This is a genomic window from Desulfofustis glycolicus DSM 9705 (assembly GCF_900130015.1).
Taxonomy (GTDB): Bacteria; Desulfobacterota; Desulfobulbia; order Desulfobulbales; family Desulfocapsaceae; genus Desulfofustis; species Desulfofustis glycolicus.
In genome coordinates, this window is record NZ_FQXS01000007.1 from 151571 (window position 1) to 173375 (window position 21805).

Below are 21805 nucleotides of genomic sequence, written 5' to 3' on the forward strand. Positions count from 1 at the left end.
AACAACCTTCGCTTGTTGAGACAACACAATGCAACTGCTCAATATCGGTTACGGCAACACGGTTATGGTGGAGCGGGTTGTCGCGGTGATCAATACCGGCTCGTCCCCGGCCCGCAAGCTCAAGGAACTGGCCAAAAATGCTGAGCGTCTGATTGATGTGACCGAAGGCCGCCGGACCCGTTCGATCATAATCACCGATTCCAATCATGTCATTCTCTCTTCGGTGCAGCCCGACACCCTAGCCCAGCGCGTCGCCGCGCTGCAGACTGTCCCGCATCTGGCCGAGGCGCGCGAGGCGACGCGCCTGGAAGCAGACGGAGAGCGCTGATGGGCGGTAGCCTCTTTATCGTTTCCGCGCCGTCCGGTACCGGAAAGACGACGCTGCTCAGGCGGGTCATGCAAGAGGTCGGGCACCTTGTCTTCTCCATCTCCCATACCACCCGGTCGCCGCGACGTGGAGAGGTTGACGGGCGAGACTACTATTTTGTCGATACCGATCGTTTTTCCGCAATGATCCAGGATAACGCGTTTCTCGAGTGGGCCAAGGTCCATGACAATTATTACGGGACCGCCATTTCTCCACTGTCGAGCAGATTGGAACAGGACAATGACGTGATTCTCGATATCGACGTGCAGGGAGCGGCCCTTGTCAGGGCGGCCGGAACCTTCCCGGCGGTATCGATTTTCGTCGCTCCGCCCGATCTCGATGAATTGGAAAAGCGGTTGCGTGGTCGAGGCAGTGACGATGAAGAGACGATAAGCCGGCGCCTGACGAACGCCCGTCAGGAGATGGCGCAGCGGCACGACTATGAATACCTGATTGTTAACGATCGCCTCGATGATGCGGTCAGCATGTTGTGTGGCATCATCTTTGCGGAGCGGGCGCGCTGCCGGCGAGGCATCGACGGCAGTCCGTTGAGCGGTTTTCGAACATGACGGAGCCACGTCGAAAAGAGCGGCCCCGTACCGGTGAGCAGCGTATCCGCTATAGCGAAGATCTGCTCTGGGGTGTTCATTCGGTAACCGAGGCGATGCGCCGGGATCCGGAACGGATCACCGAGTTGATCCTACAAAAAGATCGACAGGGAAACCGCTGGCAGGAATTGATCGAGAGCGCCCGGGCGGCGGGGATCAAGTGTTCCTTTACGCAACGCATCAAGATCACCGGCAGTCCGGAGGGGAATATCAATCATCAGGGGGTGGTGGCCCGCGGTTCGGCGGCTCGGCTCATGCCATTCGATGATCTGCTCGCCCTGTTCTCCGAAGCGGTTGCCGCCGGGCAGCGGCCGCGGCTCCTGGCCTGCGATTCGCTGCAAGACCCGCATAACCTCGGAGCAATCATTCGTTCGGCGCACGCGGCCGGCGTGCGGTTTGTCATCACGACCCGGGAACGCTCGGCCCCGCTCGGCGGTACGGCGGCAAAAGCGGCCGCAGGCGCTTTGTCGCTGGTTCATCTCTGCCAGGTGACTAATCTTGCCGGTGCGCTGCAGAGCTTGAAAAAGGCGGGTGCCTGGGTGTTCGGCGCGGTCAGGGACGAGGCGGCTGAATCTATTTACCAGACCGACTTCGACCTGCCGGTCTGCCTCGTCGTCGGCAATGAAGGACAGGGGATCAGGCCGCTGGTACGGCGCCATTGCGATCGATTGGTGACCATTCCGATGGCCGGCGGTATGGAGTCGCTTAACAGCAGTGTGGCCGGTGCGGTAATCATGTTCGAGATGCATCGGCAGAGCCTGCTGGTACACAAGGGCGATCAGCCTCGTTGAAGCGGGTTTGAGGCTCTGTCGGCGGCCGGTCAACTCTTTTTCTGGTCGAGTTTCTTTTTCAGCAGGGCTCCGAAACTGCTCAGCGATTCACTTTCTTTCCGCTTCTGCTGGCGCGTCGTCCGATAGGAATGCAACTCCTCGTATTCCTTTTCGATTGCGGCTGCCGGCGACACGTAGTCGGCCGGCGCCAGGGAAATTTTGCGACCATCGGGATCGACGGTTTCTATGATCACTTCGATCTGCTGACCTTCCTCAACCACCTCCCGGGGGTGATTTACCTTGCGCCCCTGGCCCAGCTTCGAGATGTGGAGTAGACCGTCGACACCCGGTGCCAGGGTAACGAAGGCTCCGAATGGGACCAGCCGGCAGACGGTTCCGGTGTGTCGGCTGCCGGTGCCGAATTGTGTAGCGGCCTGTTGCCAGGGGTCCGGTAGTGTTTCCTTGATGCTCAGGCTGATTCGGTCATTTTGCCAATCGAGACCTTTGATAACCGCCTTGATTGGTTGCCCGACCTGATACGTGTCGGCCAGATTGTCGACCCGGCTCCAGCCTACCTCGGAGATCGGTACCAGGCCGTCAACCCCGCCGATATCAACAAACAATCCAAAGGAGCGGATCGAAGAGACAACCCCGTCCACCTCCTGACCTTCGGTAAGGGTTTGTTGCAGTTCTTCCCGCTTGATTCGCCGCTCTTCTTCCTGCAGGGCGCGGGCAGAGACGACAATGTTGCGACCACCGGCTTCAAAGCGGGTGATCAGAAATTCCAGCTGCTTGCCGAGATACTCTGCAGCCGGGTCGTCGACCCGGCGCAGACCGATTTGCGAATAGGGACAGAAGGCCCGGACTGACGATGACACGGTGACCTCGAAGCCTCCTTTGATTTCCGCCTTGACCGTTCCCTGGACCGGAATTGCATTGCGCCAGGCCTCTTCCAGATGGGCGCCGGCGCTGCCGGCGCCGAGCCGCCGGGTGAAAACCTGTCCGGACGGGCCGCTTTTCAGGCAATAGACTTCAATATTGTCGCCGACGGTTACCGTTACTTTCCCGTTTTCATCAACGAATTCAGACGAATCGATAATTCCTTCACTCTTGGCGCCGACATCGAGAAACAATGTCTCGCCGTCGATGCCGACGATTGTCGCGGTCAGTTTCTGTCCGGGGGACAGTTTTCTAAATGATGTTTCCTCGCTGGCTTTCAGTAGTGCTTCGAAGGTGTCGTTGTCAGATGGCATGGTTGTAATCCGTTTTGTTGAAGACTGGTCGACAGGCCGGACCTGCTCTTAGAGCGGCAGCGGCCTCTGCCGCATTTTACTGTTGTTGCCGGATAATCTCGGTGCTGGGTGGTGGCGTGAACGAAAAAGCCTGCTCGATGGCGGCCGCGTCCTGGAGATCAATGGGATCGAGATCGATCGAAGTGAAATCGATTATCGTCCTCGTGTCGAAATGATCCATCATGTCGATGCGCCTGATCAGTGAATCGTCGTCAATAAAGAGATGCACACTGCGCAGTTGCGTGTGCGGTTGCCGGGGGACGAGCTGCGCGCCGGTGAAGTGCCGTCCCTGATCGGCTGCAGCTGCAGCCACCATTGGCTCGGGTGGCAGGATCAGAAAGGTCTCGCCGAGGGCACGATCACCGGTGAAGAACGAGAGTAGTACGTCGGTTTGCGCGGTATCGGCGGGAGCGATAATCATCTGGTTGAGATCCTTGAAATACATGGATACCGAAACACCGTCGCTGATGACGACCTGCTGGTCGGGGCTGTCGTAATTCCAACGCATCAGCGTCTGCTGCTCGTTGTTAACCAGGATGCCGCTGCCGCTGCCGATTTTCGGACGGCCGGCAAATTGGCCGCTGGTTTGTTGGGCAAACTGGAACCGGAGACTGGTCAGTTGCTGATAGCGAACCTGCAGACGCTGCACCACGAGCTCTGCAGTTTCTCCGGCAGCACCACCACAGAGCGGCGGCAGCAGCGTGAGCAACAGGAAAATTGTCGGTAGCACGGCGAGACGGTGAGCGTGCGATAAGAGAATCATAGAACCTCGTAGCGATCGGTTGATCGACCGAAGATTGTCTGCAGTACCCGACTGATTCCATCGTGATACTGCGTTACATGGACCAGATAGCGCGGACGGCCCGGGTGTGCGCCGTCCGTATCATCGTACACCAATTGCTCGGCCACGGCGTCGATCAGTGCCCCACCGGGGTCTACGACCCGTGTCCGGCGACCGCACCGGGCGGCAATGAGGGGCAGTACCAGCTGATACGAGCAGCAGGCCGGAATCAGCGTGTCGATCTGCAGCTCTTTCAATGGGCGCAGATATCGCTTGATGATCATCCTGGTTGCCACCGTATTGTACCATCCCTCTTCGATCAATGGCAGCAGCAATGGACAGGCTTGAAAAAAGAGCGCTTTTTCCCCCGCTGAAGTCTGCAGCAGTGGTTCGTAGATGCCGCCTTCGACGACGGTTCTCGAAGTGATGATGCCAATTCTTCCGCCGGTCGAGACCGATTGGGTTGCTCGTGCGGTTACGCCGACCGCATCGATGAGCGGAAGGTCGGGCACCGACGGTTTTCCCGGTCTGGCCAGTACGTCCATCACCGTTTCATGACAGGCGATGACAATCAGCCGGGCGCCCTGTTCGGTCAAGTAAGAGAGCCCGCTACGGCATCGTTCGGCGGCCTGCTCGAGCGTTCGGGCGGCGAGGCCGGACGCGGCTGTATCACAGAAAACACTGACACACCGATCGGCATAACGCTCGCCCAGTTTCCTGGCCAACAACAATCCACCGATTCCCGAATCATAGACGCCGATCATCGCTTCTTTCCATTGTGTTGGGGGATCGGGATCCTGCCGGTTGCAGGGTCACGATAAACGTGTAACCTATACCAGATCGCCGGCACAACAACAAGCATGGGGGAGGGTTCGGCCGGCCCGACACCATCGACAACTACCATCGTGGTGCCGACGTCGAACGGGAGATGGGAAAATCGGGCGATTGTGTTGACATCTGCAGGTGGGGTCATTACAGTAGCGACGGGAAAAAAACCTGCCCCCCGACTCGCTTCGGTTTGTTCGAAATTTCGAGCAACTGGGGAGATACATGATGGAGTGTTGCCATGCCGATATACGAGTATCAATGTTCAGATTGTGATTCTGTTTTTGAAGTGCAGCAGAAATTGAGCGATCCGCCGCTGAAGAGTTGCCCGCACTGCAGCGGGCCGGTTCGGAAGCTGGTATCGATGACCTCCTTCCAGCTCAAGGGGGGTGGCTGGTATAGCGACGGATACGCCTCAACCAAGGATATGCCGAAAGAAGACAAACCGAAAGAAACACCGGCAAGCACCCCGGCGGCGCCGCCACCGGCCTGCCAGACCGGGACGGGTTGTGCCGGTTGCCCCGCCGCTGCCGGCAAATAACGGTCGGTGTCGCAACTCAGCCGATAATGGCCATCGCATCGCCGTAGGAATAAAATCGATAACCGCGATCAATCGCCTCCCGATAACAGGCCAGAAGCCGGTCCCTGCCGCAGAGTGCCGCCACCAGGAAGAGCAATGACGAGCGGGGCAGGTGAAAGTTGGTGAGCAAGTGATCGGTCACCTGAAATGAAAATCCCGGAGTGATGTAAAGATCGCACCAGCCGCAGACCGGCTCGATTGAACCGGTGCCCAAAGCGGCGTATTCGAGGGCTCGGACGGTGGTGGTTCCCACCGCCCAGACCCTGGCGCCGTCCTGTTTCGTTGCCGCTACCAGCTCTGCCGTTTCTTCTGAGATATCGATAAATTCCCGATGAATATGGTGATCTCTGATATCTTCACTCTGTACCGGTGCAAAGGTGCCGTAACCGACGTGCAGGGTGATCGTGGTCTGTCGGACGCCTCGGGCGGTGAGGGCCATCAGCAGATCGGTGGTGAAATGCAGGCCGGCGGTCGGCGCGGCGACGGCGCCGGGGCGATTGGCATATACCGTTTGGTAACGCCGCTTGTCCTCGACGGTTGGGCCTGCCGGTCGCTTGATATAGGGCGGCAGCGGGATATGACCGGCTTCACCGAGTAATTGGTCGAGTCCGCCGGTTGCAGAAATAGCGAGACGGACCAGCCATTTGCCGCCGCCGCGGTGGGCCAGAACGCGGCAGGAGCAGGAGTCGGAGACGATAATTCGGGAGCCGATAGCCGGCCGGCGCGACGACCTGATCAGGGCCTCACTGTCGAACCGCACCGCCCCGTCCGTTTTCTCACCCGATACTGGTGCGGGATAGGAGAGCAGGAACAGTTCGGCTTTCCCCCCGGATTCTTTGGTGCCGAACAATCGCGCCGGGAAGACCTTGGTATCGTTGACGACGAGCAGATCTCCGGGCTGAAAGAAGGTGACGATATCGCGAAAGTGCAGGTGACGCCGAACACCGGTGGCCCGATTGAGGACGAGCAGACGCGAGTCGTCCCGTCGGTTGGCGGGATAGTGGGCGATATGGCTTTCCGGCAGATCGTAATCGTAGGCTGCCAGAGTCAAATCCTCTTGCATCGCAGAGTCCATTTCTTTTATATGAGAATCGGTTTTCCGAGCTGACCGGTTCTGCCGGAGGCTGCATCGCGAAGGTCCGGCGGGCCGGAAAATCAGGTCCGAACGGTTCTCTCCAGGCCATGGATGGCCTGTCTGCTGGCCTTGGAGGCTAGACGATCAGGCCGCAACGCAGCAGCAGGAGGCGGGACAGGCCAGCCCTTACGCCCCGCCGATTTTCATTGTTCGTTGTGACGTCCCGTCATGTGGGTTAGAAAGAGAGCAGCACGTTAGCACGTCACCTCCATTACCGTAAAGCGGGTTTTTCTACCATGCTCCTAGCTGTCGCTGCAACAGAATTTGAAATGAAGCCGCTGCTGGCGCGTTGCCGTGACGCCGGCGATCTGGCCTATTGTCTGTCCGGAGTCGGTCCGCTGGAGGCTGCCGTTTCGGTGACGCGGCGATTGGCCGCTGAGCACGAACGACCGCGGGCCATCGTCAATTTCGGCATCGCCGGTGGTTATCGCCGTCGCCAACCGGATGGCCCGGCAGCCCGGCTGCTCGACATTTGTCTCGCCGAACGGGAGCTGTTCGGGGATTTCGGCGTTAGTTTCGGCACCGACATCGAGCCGCTCGATGCCTCGTCAGGCGCCGGATGCCGCGACTTTGTCCTGGATGCAGCGTTGTTGCGGCGAGCCCGGCAGATTCTCGAGGCGGCTTCGTTGAGCTATCGCCTGGGCACCTTCGTCACCGTTGCCGGGGCCAGCGGCACCGCAGCCCGCGGTGATTCCCTGCAGCGGCGGTATCAGGCCCTGTGCGAAAATATGGAAGGCGCTGCAATTGCCCGTGCCTGTCGGGAGTATTCGCTGCCCATGGTCGAGGTACGGGTCATCTCCAATCTGGTTGAGGATCGCCCCGGTGCGGCCTGGAAGATCGAAGAGGCTTGTGAGCGGGCCGCTTCGGTTACGGCGCTGCTGCTCGACGGTCTCCGGGAGGTGCTATGAAACCGTTGTTGACGCTTGGTTTTTCGCCGTGTCCCAATGACACGTTCATCTTTGCCGCGCTGGTCAACAGCTGGTGCTCTCAGCGTGAGCCGGAGTTCGCCGAGCCGTTGCTCGAAGATGTGGAGACCTTGAATCGTTGGGCTTTTAAACGACGCCTGGCGGTGACCAAGTTGTCGTTTCATGCCCTCGGTCATCTGCTCGATGATTATTGCGCGCTCAGTGTCGGTGGCGCTCTCGGTCGGGGGTGCGGGCCACTGTTGGTCGCCGCCGATAACCGCACACTCGATACGATTCCCGGAGGCCGGGTCGCCGTTCCCGGCGTCTATACGACCGCGGCGCTGCTCTTTTCTCTGTTTCTCCCGACTGGAGTGGAGACCGTCGAGATGCGGTTCGACCGCATCATGCCGGCGGTTGCCGCCGGTGAAGTCGACGCAGGGGTAATCATCCATGAGTCCCGCTTCACCTATCGGCAGCATGGTCTGACATGTCTGCAGGATCTCGGGGCGTGGTGGGAAGAGACGACCGGTTTGCCCATTCCGCTCGGCTGTATCGCCGCGCGTCGAACCCTCCCGGAGCAAACACTGGCCGGAATCGAGGAGCGGATCAGGGAGAGCCTGCTGTTTGCCCGTCGCGACCCGCAGCGCTGCCGCGACTATATTCGCAGCCACGCCCAGGAGACCGAGGAGTCGGTAATCGATAATCACATCGGTCTCTACGTCAATGATTATTCACTCGATCCGGGAGCTGCCGGCCGCGCTGCGGTGGAGGAGTTTTTCCGGCGAGGCCGCAGCTGCGGCGCGCTGCCGGCCGGAACATCGTCTCCGTTTTGTCGCGGCTGACCGCCCCCATCACCATGTTTCCCAGCTATCTGCCGATTTGCGCGGTTCATCGGGTTGAGTGCAACTCTGACTCGCAGTCCCTGCTCGCCGAGTTGATCGACTGCCTGGCCGCCCGCGGCATCAGGGCCAGGGTTCTTGACGAGCCATGGCCCGTCGAAGACGAGGCCTGCCGGCAGCGCGTTGCCCGGGCGGCAATCGCCGTTGATCTGGTTTTTGTCGCCGGTCGGCGGCTCGCGGCGACGGCGGAGCTGCTGGTCTGCGGCGATGGAGAGAAGGCCGAATCGGTGCCGGCCGAGCCGTTGCGTCCTCGCTTTTACTGCACCGGGCGGCAGCAAGTGGCGGTGTGTTGCGACGTGCTCGAGGGCTGGCTCGATAGGTGCAGCGGTCTGACGCCGGTCTGGGGGTGCGTGCTGATCGGCGGCAGGAGTTCGCGAATGGGCCGGCCGAAGCACCTGCTGCCCGCCAGCGATGGGCGAACCTGGTTGGAACATGCGGTCGAGCGGGTGCGCCCGTTTGTTGACGAATGTGTTGTTTCCGGAGGCGGCGCCATGCCTGAAGCGTGCCGAAACCTCACCCGAATTACCGACTTGCCGGGGGTGGCCGGCCCGCTCGCCGGTATCGGTGCGGCCCTGCACTACCGCGCTTGGACCTCCTGGCTGGTAGTGGCCTGCGATATGCCCGATGCATCGGCGCCGGCCATCTCCTGGCTCCTGGAGCAGCGTCGACCGGGTGCGATAGCAGTGATTCCGTTCAATCCGCTGAGCGGCCGGAGCGAACCGCTCTTTGCCTGGTACGATTTTCGCTGTGCACCGCTGCTCGACCAGTTGCTTGCCGACGGCATTTTGCGGATCAGCAAGCTGCGCGGCCGGCCCGGTGTCCATCAGCCGCAGATCCCCGCCGATCTCTGCGGTGCCTGGCGCAACGTCAATCGGGCCGAGGACTTGTAAGTCACCGGCGGCGGATTCGGTCAAAACCCCCCGGCCGGGTTTGTTTGTCGTTTCATTTTTTGTTGATCAAGAATAGACTGGCACTGCAAGCAGATAAACGCGACCGACGTCTCGCCCCGCAACCCGGAGTGCCATCACCATGACCGTACATCCCACAATCCTGCCGACGGCTTTCGATCCGCATTTCAAGGTTTTTCACGAACTGATGCCTTTCAAGGTCCAGGAAATCCTCCTGGTCTCGAGTCTCTATGACGCCTTTATCATGGAGGAGGACGGCAGTATCACCACCCGGTTGATTCACGAATACCACGGCCTCAACCTGAGCAAGGCGCCGAAGGTGACCCGGGTGTCAACCGGTGAAGAGGCGCTCGAGGTATTGGCCAGGAAGCGTTACGACCTGGTTATCACCATGCCGTACCTGAGCGGTATGAACGCCTTTGAGCTCGGCCGGAGGATCAAGGAGAACCGGCCACGGCTGCCGGTCATCCTGATGGCCCACAACCTGCGTTCCGTTTACCCGCTGCCGCTGGATTACCAGGCCAACCATATCGATAATATTTTTCTCTGGTGCTGTGAGGACGATCTGTTGATGGCCATCATCAAGAACGTCGAAGACCACGCGAACGTTGATAACGATACGGCCCGGGCCATGGTGCGGGTGATTATCTACGTCGAGGACTCGCCCGATTTTCGTTCGCTGTTTTTGCCGGCTATCTACCGTGAAGTGGTGCAGCAGACTCAGGCGGTGCTCGACGAGAGCATCAATGAGCGGCATCGCCTCCTGCGGATGCGGGCTCGGCCGAAGATTCTGATGGCCCACACCTACGAGGACGCGAGACGACTCTACGAGGCGTATCAACCGTATGTCTTTGCGGTGATATCCGATGCCCGCTTTCCCCGTAACGGCCGGATCGATGCCTGCGCCGGTGAGCGGCTACTGGCTGATATTCGAGCAGAAGTACCGGATCTGCCGTTATTGATGATTTCCTCGGAGGAGCAGAACCGGATCCGGGCGGAATCCATCCCGGCGGTTTTCATCGCCAAACAGTCGTCTGAGATTTATAACGATCTCCATGAATTCTGCCTGACCTACCTGGGGTTTGGCGATTTCATCTTTCGCATGCCTGACGGGACGCCGGTCTGCAGTGCTTCCAATGTCATGGAGTTCGAACGGGCGGTCGGCATGGTGCCGGAGGCGAGCCTGCGTTACCATGCGGTGCGCAACCATTTTTCCAACTGGATGATGGCCCGTTCAGAAGTTGGTCTGGCGCGCCAGTTGCATCGTGATTTTATTGGCGATATCAACAAAATTCCGTCAATGCGCGATGACATCGTCGAAAAAGTGCGGGCGTTGCGCAGGCTCCGGCAAAAAGGCGTTATTACCGGTTTCGATCCCGAACACTACGACCCTGAGATTACCGAATTCGTCAAGATCGGCAACGGACCGATCGGCGGCAAGGCCCGCGGTCTGGCATTTATCTGGGCGTGCCTGCAGCGACCGGGAAACAAGCACTCCATCCTGAAGCGGTACCCTGCCGCCATTCCGAAAACGGCGGTGGTTACCGCCCAGGGGTTCGACGATTTTATCAGCCAGAATCAATTCACCCAGCCGCTGGCGGTAACCGACGAGCATATCGCCGATCTGTTTATCGACGGCCGGCTGCCCTCCTGGCTCCGTCAGGAGCTGGAAATCTTTTTGCAGCGATGTGATTTTCCGTTGTCAGTACGCAGTTCCAGCCTGCTTGAAGACGGGCAGTTCCGACCATACGCCGGGCTCTACTCGACCTACTTTCTGGCCAACAACCATCCCGATTTTTCGATCCGTCTCGGTCAACTCGAGTCGGCGATCAAGATGGTCTATGCCTCCATCTGGTTCGAGAGCCCGCAGGCCTACTCCCGGGGCGTCGGTTCTGGTTCCCGCGAGGATTTAATGGCCGTGATCATCCAGGAGCTGGTCGGCAAGGACTACAACGGCAGGTGGTATCCGGCCATTTCCGGGGTGGCCCAGTCCCATAACTATTATCCGGTGCAGGGCATGCTGCCGGACGAGGGGATCGCCCATATTGCGTTGGGGATCGGTAAGACGGTAGTGGAGGGTGAGAAAAACCTGCGTTTTTCGCCGGCCTATCCGCAAAAACTGATCCAGTTTTCGGCCGTTGAAGACGTCCTTGCCAATTGCCAGCGGCAGCTCTACGCACTCGATCTGTCTTCCGGTGATTGCCTGAACCGGTATAACGCAAACCTGGTGCGTTACAACGTCCAGGATGTCGCCCCCGACCTGCCAGTGCAACTGCTTGCCTCGACCTATATTCCGGACGAACATCGTATTCGCGATGTCGATATGCCGGGCGTCAAGATCTTGACGTTCGCCCAAATCCTCAAATACTCCGCCTATCCGCTGGGTGATATTCTGCTCGAACTGCTGGCCATCGGCCGATCGGGTATGGGCAGCGAGGTTGAGATCGAGTTTGCCGTGCAACTCGGTCCGACGCTGGCGGAAAGCACCTTTTACCTGCTCCAGATCAGGCCAATGGTGACCGGCGCAGAGCGGGTGGATGTGGTAATCCATCCGGAGGATGCCGAGACGGCGATCGTCTATTCAACGCAGAGCCTTGGTCATGGCCAGATCACCACGATCCGGGATATCATCTATGTCAAACCTGATACGTTCGATACCACAGCAACGCGTGATATCGCGCGGGAGATCGGCCAGCTCAACCGGCAATTGGTGACTGAGAAGCGCCACTTCCTGCTGGTCGGCCCGGGGCGCTGGGGGACCAACGACCACTGGCTCGGTATCCCGGTGCAGTGGAGTGATATCTCCAATGTCCAGGCCATCGTTGAGGTGCGCAATCGGCAGTTGCGTGCCGATCCGTCGCAGGGGTCGCATTTTTTCCAGAACCTTACCTCTCTGGGAATCCCCTACCTGACGGTTGACGAAAACAACGGTTCAAAGGAAGCTGACGGGCAGGATCGGATCGATTGGCAGTGGCTGCAGCAGGCCGCTCCGACCCATGACGGACGCTGGGTCCGCCATCTCAGGTTGCAGCGGCCCCTGTCCGTTACCTGCGACGGCCGCAGCTCGGTCGGCATGATCAGCAAACGAAAGGGGGCGTCGCGTCCCCAACCGCCGCGACCCCAGCCGACGCATCGACAGGGGTGAGCGTGTCCGGCAGATAGAGCGGGAGTCAAGGAGATGTCCTGGTATGATCGTCAGTGCAGTCTTGAGATCGCCCGGCTCGAGCGGCAGCTCGACCGATATTTCGTCAATATGCGCATGGACTGCCCCTATCAGTTGCCCTACACAGCGACGTTTTATCAGGCGCTGTTCGGCCCGCTGACCGATCATGTCATGGAGCTGTTTCTCGCCGCTGGTTATCGACGCAACGGCAACAGCCTCTACACCATGCGCTGCACCTCCTGTTCCGCGTGTATCCCGATCCGGCTCCACCCGGGCGAGTTCAGTATGAACCGTAGCCAGCGCCGAGTCCTGCGAAAAAACAACGATCTCTCCGTTCATTTCAACTCGGTGCAGATGAATGATGAAAACCTGCAGCTCTGTGAGCGGTTTTTGCGGCAGCGCTACCCGCAGAAGAACAACACCGCTCTTGGTTACTATTCCGGATTTTTTCTCAACCATATCGTCACGTCCCTGGAATTGCATTATCGGCTTGACGGTCGGCTGATCGGTAACGGTATTATCGACATTGGTGAGAACTGGCTCAATGCCGTTTATTTCTATTTCGATCCCGACGAGGCCCAGCGAAGCCTCGGCACCTTCAATATCCTGACCATGGTCGATTTCTGTCTCCAGAAACGGATTGACTATCTCTATCTCGGCTATTATATCGCCGGCGTTCCGGCCATGGACTACAAAGCGCGGTTTCGTCCCCACTATCTGAAAAAAGGCGAGACCTGGCAGCGCTGCGACGAGTGCTGAGCGCTTATCTTGCCATTTACGTGTCCCCTGAATTGACGAGGACCCCGTTCGGTATGATAGTATATGTCAGGAACCGCGGTATTGGATCGGTCTCGTTGGTCGCGGGGGTGTCTATGAAGCGGTGGCATCTGGAGAGTATTGTCGATAACTCGGGGAATCGTCGATTCAAGAGACTGGCTCTTCCCGACCGGCGGACGGATGGCCTGTTTTCCGGGAAACGGAAGATAGATTTTCGTCCGGATTCACGGCTGGCCGGCCTGAAAAAACGACTCGCCGCGCTGTTGAGCCGGTCCGGATCGGCGAGGTAACACGGCCGGAGAGAAGATGAAGAAAGCGCGCCTCTATCAAAACGCTGCCGACGGCACAGTGTCCTGTGATCTGTGTGCCCATCACTGCACCATCAAACCGGGACGGCGGGGTATCTGCGGTGTTCGGGAAAACCGTGACGGAGAGCTCTATTCACTCGTTTACGGTCAGGTCGCCGCGGAGCACATCGACCCGGTCGAGAAAAAGCCGCTCTTCCATTTTCTGCCCGGCAGCCTGACCTACTCGGTGGCCACGGCCGGCTGTAATTTCAAATGCCTGCATTGTCAGAACCATACGCTCTCACAGATATCCGGTCAGGTCGACGAGGTGGTACCGTACCGCTACCGGGAACCGGCGGCAATCGCCGACGAGGCGGCCGCCGCGAGCTGTCGATCGATCAGTTACACCTATAGCGAGCCGACGGTCTTTTTCGAGTTTGCCTACGATTGTTGCCGGGCCGCTCAGCAAAAAGGGCTGCACAACATCTTTGTCTCCAACGGCTACATGAGCCGAGCGGCAGCAGAGATGCTGGCGGAGGTACTGAGTGCCATCAATATCGATATCAAGTCTTTCCGTGATGAATTCTACCGGACCGTCTGCGGTGGCCGGCTCCAACCCGTTCTCGACAACGTCAGGTTTTTTCGGGAGCAGGGGGTCTGGGTCGAGGTGACCACGCTGATCATCCCGGGACTCAACGATACGGACGAGGAGTTGCGCTCGATTGCCGATTTTCTGGTCAGCTGCGACCCGGAAATCCCCTGGCATGTTTCCGGATTTCACCCCACCTTCAAAATGCTCGATCGTCCGTCAACCACGGCGCAGCGACTGTTGACCGCCAGAGATATCGGCCATGCGGCCGGTCTTGGCTATGTCTATGTCGGCAATATGCGTGGCAGCGACGGTGAAACGACCCATTGTCCTACCTGTTCCGGCACCTTGATTGAACGGAGCGGATTTCTCGTTGTTGCCAACCACCTGACAAATGGTCGGTGCCCGCAGTGTCAGCGGCCGGTGGCCGGTATCTGGATCTGACGGGAGGCGTCAGCGACGCTTGCCCGGCAGTCCGCTGAAGATCTTTTGGCTGACGATGGTTAGCAAAATGGCGAACAGCGCTGCGGCGATGCCGAGCAGTACGTTGAAATAGGGTGGGGCTGCCAGCGCGATCCGGATGATCACCGTCGACAGGGCAAAACCGGAATTGCGGAAGACCGCGTAAAACCCCGGCTGAAAGCATTGCGAGATGAGCACTACCAGGATATCGGTGAGGATCAGCAACGTGTAGAAGTCGTGCAGGAAATCCGAATGGCTGACATCGGTCAGGGTCAGGTAAATGCTGCGTAATCCCATAAAAATAAAAGCAGCCAGCAGCAGCAGCGCAATTCCCTTCTTGGCGGCGACAAAGCTAAACAGGTCGGTCGATGTCATGGTCTCGTCCTGCTTTTTCCGCTGAATCAGGTAGTACACGCCGAGCAGCGCAAAAATTACCAGTGCGCCGAACCCGTCCGAGAGGATGCGCAGCACCGCCTCTTCGTTACCGGCAAAAGCGATCGGTTCCGGAAACTCGGAGAGTTCCTTGAACGAGTTGCGCAGCAGGATCAGGGCAAGCAGTTCGAATTGCTTGCCGACCGAGCGGGAAAAAGAGCACGGCAGGGTAAAAATAAGACTGATGACTTCCAGAATGAGCACCACGGTAAAAGCCATTTCGATTGCCGAAAAATGGCTCCGCGGGATCAGGGCGGCCAGCGAGGCCGGCAGCAGCCCAAGACGCTGCAACTCGATACACAGTAGACCGGCGAGGAAAAACAGAACAAGGCCGACCGATATTTTTTTTGCCAACCGTTCGTGTTCCCATCGATGATGGAGCGGATCGAACAGATAGGTGATTTTCTCATAAATGAAATTCATAGTCGGTGTCTCTGAAATGCGAGTATCGTTTTCTCGGCGGTACCGTTGACATGCAGGGCTGGCCGCTTGGAGACAAAATGTACCATGGCGACGGCCGGCGAGCGACGCTTTTGTGCCAATGGCAGCGATACGTCATTGAGAGATCTGGCAAAGCGCTCTACAATAACCCTCGTTCGTTAAAAAGCCGCGGGGCATGCCCCCGCGGTGCCGGTCGAGATATTGAGATGGAAGACACGGGAGCGGCCGCTTTCCGTGCGCTGATTCATTTTTATCGGGAGAATGAGAGATGGACGTGCTGACGGAAGCTGAAATCATCAAACGCATCGCCGCCGGCAAACGGTTCCGGGCCACCGTTACCGGCGGCGCATACAGTGTTGCCATTGCCCGCTATGTGCCGGCGGTGGTCACGGCAATCCACGATGGCCATGACATTCCAGCTGAGATCGCCGGGGATGTGCTGGTTTCCGAAGAGCAACGACGTTTCGAGGAGGATCCGTTTACCGGGGCGATCGCCGATTCGTTCGCCATCTCTCTAACCGTGCATCATTCCCGATATTGTTATGATATCAACCGTTGTCCGGAACAGTGTATCTACCGGGAAGCCTGGGGACAAACGGTCAGGGAGCGGGTACCGCCCGAACGGCAGAAACGGCTAATTCTCGATTTGCACCGCAGCTATTACCGGGTTCTCGACGCCGTGATCGGCGCACTCGAGCAGCGTTTTTCCGGCTACGTCGTCTACGATCTGCACTCCTACAACTATTCCCGGCTTCCCGGAGATCCGCCGTTGTTCAACGTCGGCACCCATTTTGTCGACCGGGACCGTTTCCGACCGCTGCTTGATCTGTTGTTGGACGGGCTGCACACCATCGAGGTGCCGGGAATCATCAACCGGACTGCGGTGGATGAAGTGTTCGCCGGCAAAGGTTACCAGGCCGAATATCTCAGCAACAATCATCCCGGTGGCCTGTGCCTGCCGATCGAGATCAAAAAGGTGTTCATGGACGAAGCGACCGGTAACGTGCATGATTCCCGCTTCGATTGCCTCTGTCGCGGTTTGACCCGGGTTCTCTCGAGCCATGCAGTGGCCTGTGCCGAACATTTCCGGATCGACGGCTGCACGCCGGCTGATTTTCTTGCCTTGAACGTGAATAGCTGATCAGCGGCGCTTCCATCTGTGTTTCCTTCCCAACGGCAATAATTCTTTTTCCCGCCGAGCTTGACCAGCTGCTCTTATCTGCGATAGCATTTATTGACGTTAATGCAGCCGCTCTATGGTGAGGTTGATGGCGATAGTGCCAGATTGAAGGGGAGTTTCTTATGAACTTTTTGAACAACGTGCGTATCAGGACCAAGATCTTTTTTGTGTGCTTCATCTTGCTGGTCATCATGGCGGTGATCGGTCTGTTTTCCATTCGGAGCATGCAGAGCATCCAGGCAAATCTCATCGATATCTACAGTGTCCGGTTGCCGAGTATCGACTACTTGATCGAGGCCGATCGAGATCTGCAGCAACTCCTCGTCGCCGAACGTTCGTTGATCTTTGCCGAACCCGGCTCGGACGTGGCGAAACAGCTGCTTGACGACTATCAGACAAATTTCGACCAATCCCTCGAGCGCTGGGAAAATTTCAAGGCCTTGTCCACGTCCGCCGACGAGAAGGCGATTGTCGATATCCATGATCAGGCTCGCCAACAATGGCAGACTTCATCGCGCCAGGTTCTCCAGGAGGTGGCTCGAAATTCCGAAGAATCGCGGCAACGCGCGCTGACCCTGACCCTTGGGGAAACGAGCAGCAAATTTGAAGCGATGCGTGATCAAATGGACAAGTTGACCGAAATGAATCTGGCCAGCGCCCAGGCGGCAAGCGATGCCGCTGAATCAACCTATAACACCGCGATGATGCTGTTGATTGGCAGCATCGTGGTCGGTATCGTCGCCGGACTCGGCCTCGTTTGGGCGGTGAGCCGGGCGATTGTCAATCCGATCAACGCCGCTGTTGTCAGCCTGAAGGACATCGCCCAGGGAGAGGGCGATCTGACCAAGCGACTCCCCTGCGAGACAAACGACGAGGTCGGCGAACTGGCCCGCTGGTTCAACACGTTTATTGAAAGGCTACAGGATATTATCAGAAAAATTGCCGACAACTCCACCAGTGTCGGATCGAGTTCGCAACTCTTGTCGCGCATTTCCGAAAGCCTGCTCGAACATGCCGAGCAGACATCCCAGCGTGCCGTCAGCGTTGCTTCCGCCGCCGAAGAGATGAGTACCAATTTGAGCAACGTGGCGGCGGCCATGGAACAGTCGGCGACCAACACCAATATGGTGGCGACGGCCGCCGAAGAAATGAGTTCAACGATCAACGAGATCGCCGAGAATGCCGAAAAGGCGCGTGGAGTTTCCACGGAAGCAGTCCAGCAGGCGCAAAATGCCTCGGAAAAGATGGTTGAACTCGGCGAAGCGGCCAATAAGATCGGCAAGGTGACGGAGACCATCACCGAGATATCCGAACAGACCAATCTGCTCGCCCTCAATGCCACCATCGAGGCGGCCCGGGCCGGTGAGGCGGGCAAAGGATTTGCCGTTGTCGCCAACGAGATCAAGGAATTGGCCAAGCAGACGGCGGAAGCAACGCTTGACATCAAGACCTTGATCGATGACGTGCAAACGACCACCAGGTCGACCGGAGGAGAAATTAATCGTATCTCCGAAGTAATCAGCGGAGTCAACGAAATTGTCGGCACCATCGCCACGGCGGTCGAAGAACAGACGGCCACCACTAGAGAGATTGCCGAAAATATCGCCCAAGCGAGTCAGGGGATCCAGGAGGTCAACGAGAATGTCAACCAGAGTTCGACCATGTCCTCGGTCATCTCTCAAGACATCACCGAAGTCTCTTCGGCCGCTCAGAATATTTCCGGCAGCAGCAACGAGGTGAAAGACAACGCCAAGGCCCTGCTCGACCGTTCTTCCGAACTCAATGAGATCGTCGGTGCCTTCAAGGTCTGACGACCTGCGTCGGGTCAGGCCGACCAGTATGGTAATCCCAGCTGGCGCCTGTCTCGCGGCTGAGCGCAGAAAAAGAAGTTGCATATCGCCCGGCAACCGGCAACTATGAGTGTGGTAACAGGCGAGCAATGGGCATGGTGTTCGGTGGAGAATCGACCAGCGGGGCAGTAGCTGCCGCTCATGAGCGGCATTGTTTAAAAGAGGAGGCGCAGTGATTGTCATCACTGGTGAAGAGACCGGCAGTGGTTTGCAGGCCGCGGCCCGGGCGCTGCAGTCGGCCCGGCTGCCGCTGGCGCTGACCGGCGCCGGCGTTTCTGTCGCCAGCGGTATCCCGGATTTTCGCAGTCCCGGTGGTCTGTGGACCAATTTTTCACCGGATGAATATGCCACGCTCGACGTGTTTTATGCCGATCCGGCCAAGGCCTGGCGGCTGTATCGGGCGCTTGGCCGGGTGCTGGTTGGCAGGCGGTTCAATGCAGCCCATCGGGCCTTGGCGGAGTTGGAGGCACGGCAGCTGCTGCACGGCGTGATTACCCAGAATGTCGATGGCCTCCATCAGCAGGCGGGGAGCCAGGCGGTGTACGAGATGCACGGTGAGCATCAGCACCTGCACTGCCTGCGTTGCGGGTTGCTGGCCCCAATGGACGAGGGCGTGCTCGACGTCGAGGATGTACCGTGCTGTGCACAATGTACCTTTCCGCTCAAGCCAAACGTCGTGCTGTTCGGTGAACCGGTTAGGGCGTTGGCCGAGATCGAGGAGTTGATCGACCAGTGCGATCTGCTGCTCGTTGCCGGCACCTCGGCCCAGGTCTATCCGGCGGCCGGGCTGGTACCGGCAGTTAAGGGCAACGGCGGGATAATTTTCGAGTTCAACCGGGAACAGGTTCTCGGCCAGCACGGCTTCGGCGGGATAAACATCATGACCGATTATTTTTTCGCCGGTGACGCCGCTGAAACCCTGCCCGCACTTTGCCGGGCCATCGATCGATGCTGAACCTGTCGTTGCCGCAGATCCTCGGGCGGGTATTTTTGCCATTTGCCGCCGGCTATTTTCTCTCCTATCTCTATCGTGTCGTCAATGCGGTCATTGCCGCCGATCTCACGGTCGACCTGGGTATCGGACCCTCGGCACTTGGTCTGCTGACGGCAACCTATTTCATCGCTTTTGCCTCGTTTCAACTGCCGCTCGGAGTTTTGCTCGACCGCTTCGGACCTCGCCGCATCGAGGCGCTGCTGCTGCTTTTTGCCGGACTCGGCGCACTGCTGTTCGCCCGGGCTGAAAGTTTGATCGGGCTCATTGTCGGCCGGGCGCTGATCGGTTTCGGTGTTTCGTCTTGCCTGATGGCAGCTTTCAAGGCCTATACGATCTGGTTTGATCGACAGTACTGGCCGTTGATCAACGGTTTTCAGATGGCCAGCGGCGGCCTGGGGGCGCTTGCCGCCACCTACCCGGTGGAGCTGATGCTCGGGCTGACCGACTGGCGCGGCGTCTTCCTGGTCCTGGCCGGGGCGACCGTGGCGGTTGCCGTTATCGTGTTTCTCGTGGTGCCGGAACGAAACGAGGGGGTAGCCGTCGAACCGCTGGCTCGTCAGTTGCAGGGGGTAAAACAGGTCTTCTCGAGTTATTCATTTTGGCGTGCAGCCCCGCTGACCACCATGTCCCAGACGGCGTTATTGGCAATTCAGGGGCTCTGGGCCGGTCCGTGGTTTCGGGATGTGGCCGGGCTGGATCGGGATGGGGTGGCCGTCTCGCTGTTTGCAATAGCCATTGCGATGATCTGCGGCTTCATCTTTCTTGGCAGCGGAGCCGGTCGCTATGTCCGTCGCGGCGGCAGGTTGATGTCGCTCGCGGCGATCGGCATGGGGCTGTTTCTCGTCATCCAGATCCTGCTGCTTATCGCTCCGACGGCTTGGGCGCTGCCGCTGTGGCTGGCCTTTGGCTTCTTTGGTACATCGGGTATTCTCGCGTATCCTGCATTATCTCAGGCCTTTGATCTGCATTTATCGGGCCGGGTATCGACGGCGCTCAATCTGTTGGTTTTTTCCACTGCTTTCTTCGGGCAGTGGCTGATCGGCACTATTATCGAGTGGTGGCCGGTCGGGCCGGATGGAGGTTATGCTCCGGAAGGATACCGGGCCGGTTTCGCTCTGATGGCGACGCTGCAGCTGTTCGCCCTGCTCTGGTATGTCGGCGCCGAACGGATCGTCGGGCGCCACGTTCGAAAAACTGAACGGTAATGAGACGAGAGTGATCAACAAGGAGTAATGATGCTGGATAACACATTTGACGGCTCCATCACGTATGTGCTTGACGAAGAACTGGCGCGGATCGTCACCATCTCGAGGAAGCTGGAGATGCCGCTGTTGATCAAAGGTGAACCGGGTACCGGCAAGACCATGCTGGCCCACGCCATTGCCGAACGGCTCGGCATGCGGTTGATCGTGCTCAATGTCAAGTCGAGTATGAAGCTCATCGAGGCCCTCTATCATTATGATACTCTGACCCGACTCAACGACAGCCGATTTGGTGATTCCCGGAGAGATGTCAGCAGTATAAAAGAGTATATCCGGATGGGCAAGATCGGCCAGGCCTTTACCGCGGACCAGCGCTGTGTTCTGCTGATCGATGAAATCGACAAGGCCGACACCGATTTTCAGGACGATATGCTCGATGTTCTCGATCAGATGCAATTCGATATCCTTGAGACTGATGAAACGATTCGAGCCAAGCATCGGCCGGTGATCATCATCACCTCGAACGCCAAGAAAGACTTGTCCGACCCCTTTCTCGGTCGCTGCAATTTTCATCACATCGCCTTTCCCGATGCGGATATGATGCGCCGCATTATCGCCGCGCACTTCCCCGATATCAGTGAGGCGCTTGCCGCCGCGGCCATTCGGGTTTTTTATGAGATTCGCTCTCTGGAAAACGTCGAAAAGAAACCGGCGACCCGGGAGCTGATTAACTGGATCCGCGCCCTGCAGGCTGATCCGGACTTTCATAGCGGCGACGCATTGGTCAGGGAAATCCCCTACCTCGGCATATTGTTCAAAAAAAGCGGCGATTACCAGAAATCCCTGGCGGTGCCGGGCAAGCGACGGTTGTTTCGCAGTTAGAAAAAGGAGATGGAAAAGGGGACTTCCCCTTTTCCTCCATCAATGAGGTTGGTAGAATAGAGGAAGCCTGAAAAAGTCGGAATGCGACCACTCAATTCTGTGAAGAAGGAGGGATAGCCATGCCGTCAACTACCTATCAGGAACTGATTGACAACAAGATTGCTCATTGGCAGGACACGATCCGCAAGATTGAGGAACGGGTCGGGCAAGCGGCTTCAGGCAGCCGGGAAGAGGCGCACCAGTCGCTGCAGAAAATGAAAGATTCCGTTATGTCGGCACAGGCCGAACTCCATGAAGTGAGTAACCGAGAGACTGTCCAGAACACCCTTGCCGTAAAAGACCAGATCCTCAAGATCTTCGACTCGATCGACCGTAATCTGACAGCATTTGACGAGAGTACCCCGTTTATGCTGTGATCATGCACAAGGCAGGGGAGCATCGTTGCCGCTGCGTCTGATTCTTGGCCGGTTGGTCAG

22 protein-coding genes are annotated in these 21805 nt (G+C 58.3%); 17 read left to right on the forward strand and 5 right to left on the reverse strand.

Features of this window, described 5'->3' with window-relative positions; all coding sequences use genetic code 11:
* Positions 1 to 28: 28 nt before the first annotated feature.
* Genes BUC26_RS07945 through rlmB form a run of 3 tightly spaced genes read left to right on the forward strand, consistent with a single transcriptional unit; the run spans position 29 to position 1766 of the window.
* Positions 29 to 328 carry an extracellular matrix/biofilm biosynthesis regulator RemA family protein gene (locus tag BUC26_RS07945; RefSeq protein ID WP_073374981.1) on the forward strand — a complete coding sequence of 100 codons (300 nt, stop codon included), beginning with the start codon at positions 29 to 31 and terminating at the stop codon, positions 326 to 328.
* A complete protein-coding gene (gmk, locus tag BUC26_RS07950; protein WP_073374982.1) occupies positions 328 to 936 on the forward strand; it encodes a guanylate kinase in 609 nt (202 codons plus the stop codon). Before BUC26_RS07945 ends, gmk begins: the two co-directional genes overlap by 1 nt.
* Positions 933 to 1766, forward strand: a complete 834-nt coding sequence (rlmB, locus tag BUC26_RS07955) for a 23S rRNA (guanosine(2251)-2'-O)-methyltransferase RlmB (RefSeq protein WP_073374984.1) — start codon at positions 933 to 935, stop codon at positions 1764 to 1766. The genes gmk and rlmB overlap by 4 nt, the downstream gene beginning before the upstream one ends.
* A 29-nt stretch (positions 1767 to 1795) precedes the next feature.
* Here rlmB and rpsA read toward each other — a convergent pair whose 3' ends face one another.
* The 3 genes from rpsA to BUC26_RS07970 form a co-directional block, all read right to left on the reverse strand.
* The gene (gene rpsA, locus BUC26_RS07960) at positions 1796 to 2998 is read right to left on the reverse strand and encodes a 30S ribosomal protein S1 (RefSeq protein WP_073374985.1); all 1203 of its coding nucleotides are present in this window, start codon (positions 2996 to 2998) and stop codon (positions 1796 to 1798) included.
* 76 nt (positions 2999 to 3074) lie between these two features.
* Positions 3075 to 3800 carry a LolA family protein gene (locus BUC26_RS07965; RefSeq protein ID WP_073374986.1) on the reverse strand — a complete coding sequence of 242 codons (726 nt, stop codon included), beginning with the start codon at positions 3798 to 3800 and terminating at the stop codon, positions 3075 to 3077.
* Positions 3797 to 4582 carry a glutamate racemase gene (locus tag BUC26_RS07970; RefSeq protein ID WP_073374988.1) on the reverse strand — a complete coding sequence of 262 codons (786 nt, stop codon included), beginning with the start codon at positions 4580 to 4582 and terminating at the stop codon, positions 3797 to 3799. Before BUC26_RS07970 ends, BUC26_RS07965 begins: the two co-directional genes overlap by 4 nt.
* A 302-nt stretch (positions 4583 to 4884) precedes the next feature.
* Here BUC26_RS07970 and BUC26_RS07975 point away from each other — a divergent pair, with 302 nt between their 5' ends.
* Positions 4885 to 5184: an FmdB family zinc ribbon protein gene (locus BUC26_RS07975; protein ID WP_073374989.1), complete on the forward strand. Its 300-nt coding sequence runs from the start codon at positions 4885 to 4887 to the stop codon at positions 5182 to 5184.
* 16 nt (positions 5185 to 5200) lie between these two features.
* On the opposite strand, the gene queA is transcribed toward BUC26_RS07975, so the two are convergent.
* Positions 5201 to 6286, reverse strand: a complete 1086-nt coding sequence (gene queA / locus BUC26_RS07980; protein WP_073374990.1) for a tRNA preQ1(34) S-adenosylmethionine ribosyltransferase-isomerase QueA — start codon at positions 6284 to 6286, stop codon at positions 5201 to 5203.
* 308 nt (positions 6287 to 6594) lie between these two features.
* Between queA and mqnB the strand changes: the two genes are divergently transcribed.
* The 7 genes from mqnB (at position 6595) to amrS (ending at position 14330) form a co-directional block, all read left to right on the forward strand.
* Positions 6595 to 7266: a futalosine hydrolase gene (mqnB, locus tag BUC26_RS07985; protein ID WP_073374992.1), complete on the forward strand. Its 672-nt coding sequence runs from the start codon at positions 6595 to 6597 to the stop codon at positions 7264 to 7266.
* Positions 7263 to 8105, forward strand: coding sequence for a 1,4-dihydroxy-6-naphtoate synthase (locus BUC26_RS07990; protein ID WP_073374993.1), 843 nt, complete (start codon positions 7263 to 7265; stop codon positions 8103 to 8105). The genes mqnB and BUC26_RS07990 overlap by 4 nt, the downstream gene beginning before the upstream one ends.
* A complete protein-coding gene (gene mobA / locus BUC26_RS07995; RefSeq protein ID WP_073374994.1) occupies positions 8093 to 9052 on the forward strand; it encodes a molybdenum cofactor guanylyltransferase in 960 nt (319 codons plus the stop codon). The genes BUC26_RS07990 and mobA overlap by 13 nt, the downstream gene beginning before the upstream one ends.
* 139 nt (positions 9053 to 9191) lie before the next feature.
* A complete protein-coding gene (locus tag BUC26_RS08000; RefSeq protein ID WP_073374996.1) occupies positions 9192 to 12215 on the forward strand; it encodes a PEP/pyruvate-binding domain-containing protein in 3024 nt (1007 codons plus the stop codon).
* Between the two features lie 33 nt (positions 12216 to 12248).
* Positions 12249 to 12992, forward strand: a complete 744-nt coding sequence (locus BUC26_RS08005) for an arginyltransferase (protein WP_073374997.1) — start codon at positions 12249 to 12251, stop codon at positions 12990 to 12992.
* A 113-nt stretch (positions 12993 to 13105) separates the two neighbouring features.
* Positions 13106 to 13300: a hypothetical protein gene (locus BUC26_RS08010; protein WP_073374998.1), complete on the forward strand. Its 195-nt coding sequence runs from the start codon at positions 13106 to 13108 to the stop codon at positions 13298 to 13300.
* 16 nt (positions 13301 to 13316) lie between these two features.
* Positions 13317 to 14330 carry an AmmeMemoRadiSam system radical SAM enzyme gene (gene amrS / locus BUC26_RS08015; RefSeq protein WP_073374999.1) on the forward strand — a complete coding sequence of 338 codons (1014 nt, stop codon included), beginning with the start codon at positions 13317 to 13319 and terminating at the stop codon, positions 14328 to 14330.
* Positions 14331 to 14339: 9 nt separating this feature from the next.
* Here amrS and BUC26_RS08020 read toward each other — a convergent pair whose 3' ends face one another.
* Entirely contained in the window at positions 14340 to 15203 is an 864-nt protein-coding gene (locus BUC26_RS08020; RefSeq protein ID WP_073375001.1) for a hypothetical protein, read from the reverse strand.
* Positions 15204 to 15489: 286 nt separating this feature from the next.
* Here BUC26_RS08020 and BUC26_RS08025 point away from each other — a divergent pair, with 286 nt between their 5' ends.
* From BUC26_RS08025 to BUC26_RS08050, 6 genes are all read left to right on the forward strand, one after another.
* Complete coding sequence (locus BUC26_RS08025; RefSeq protein ID WP_073375002.1) at positions 15490 to 16362, forward strand: N-formylglutamate amidohydrolase; 873 nt, start codon at positions 15490 to 15492, stop codon at positions 16360 to 16362.
* A gap of 161 nt (positions 16363 to 16523) precedes the next feature.
* A complete protein-coding gene (locus BUC26_RS08030) occupies positions 16524 to 18212 on the forward strand; it encodes a methyl-accepting chemotaxis protein (protein WP_073375003.1) in 1689 nt (562 codons plus the stop codon).
* A gap of 211 nt (positions 18213 to 18423) precedes the next feature.
* On the forward strand, positions 18424 to 19206 hold the full coding sequence (locus tag BUC26_RS08035) for an SIR2 family NAD-dependent protein deacylase (RefSeq protein WP_161949823.1): 783 nt from the start codon (positions 18424 to 18426) through the stop codon (positions 19204 to 19206).
* On the forward strand, positions 19200 to 20450 hold the full coding sequence (locus tag BUC26_RS08040) for an MFS transporter (RefSeq protein WP_073375005.1): 1251 nt from the start codon (positions 19200 to 19202) through the stop codon (positions 20448 to 20450). Before BUC26_RS08035 ends, BUC26_RS08040 begins: the two co-directional genes overlap by 7 nt.
* A 30-nt stretch (positions 20451 to 20480) precedes the next feature.
* The gene (locus BUC26_RS08045) at positions 20481 to 21329 is read left to right on the forward strand and encodes an AAA family ATPase (RefSeq protein ID WP_073375006.1); all 849 of its coding nucleotides are present in this window, start codon (positions 20481 to 20483) and stop codon (positions 21327 to 21329) included.
* A 119-nt stretch (positions 21330 to 21448) separates the two neighbouring features.
* A complete protein-coding gene (locus BUC26_RS08050; protein WP_073375007.1) occupies positions 21449 to 21745 on the forward strand; it encodes a hypothetical protein in 297 nt (98 codons plus the stop codon).
* Positions 21746 to 21805 lie beyond the last annotated feature (60 nt).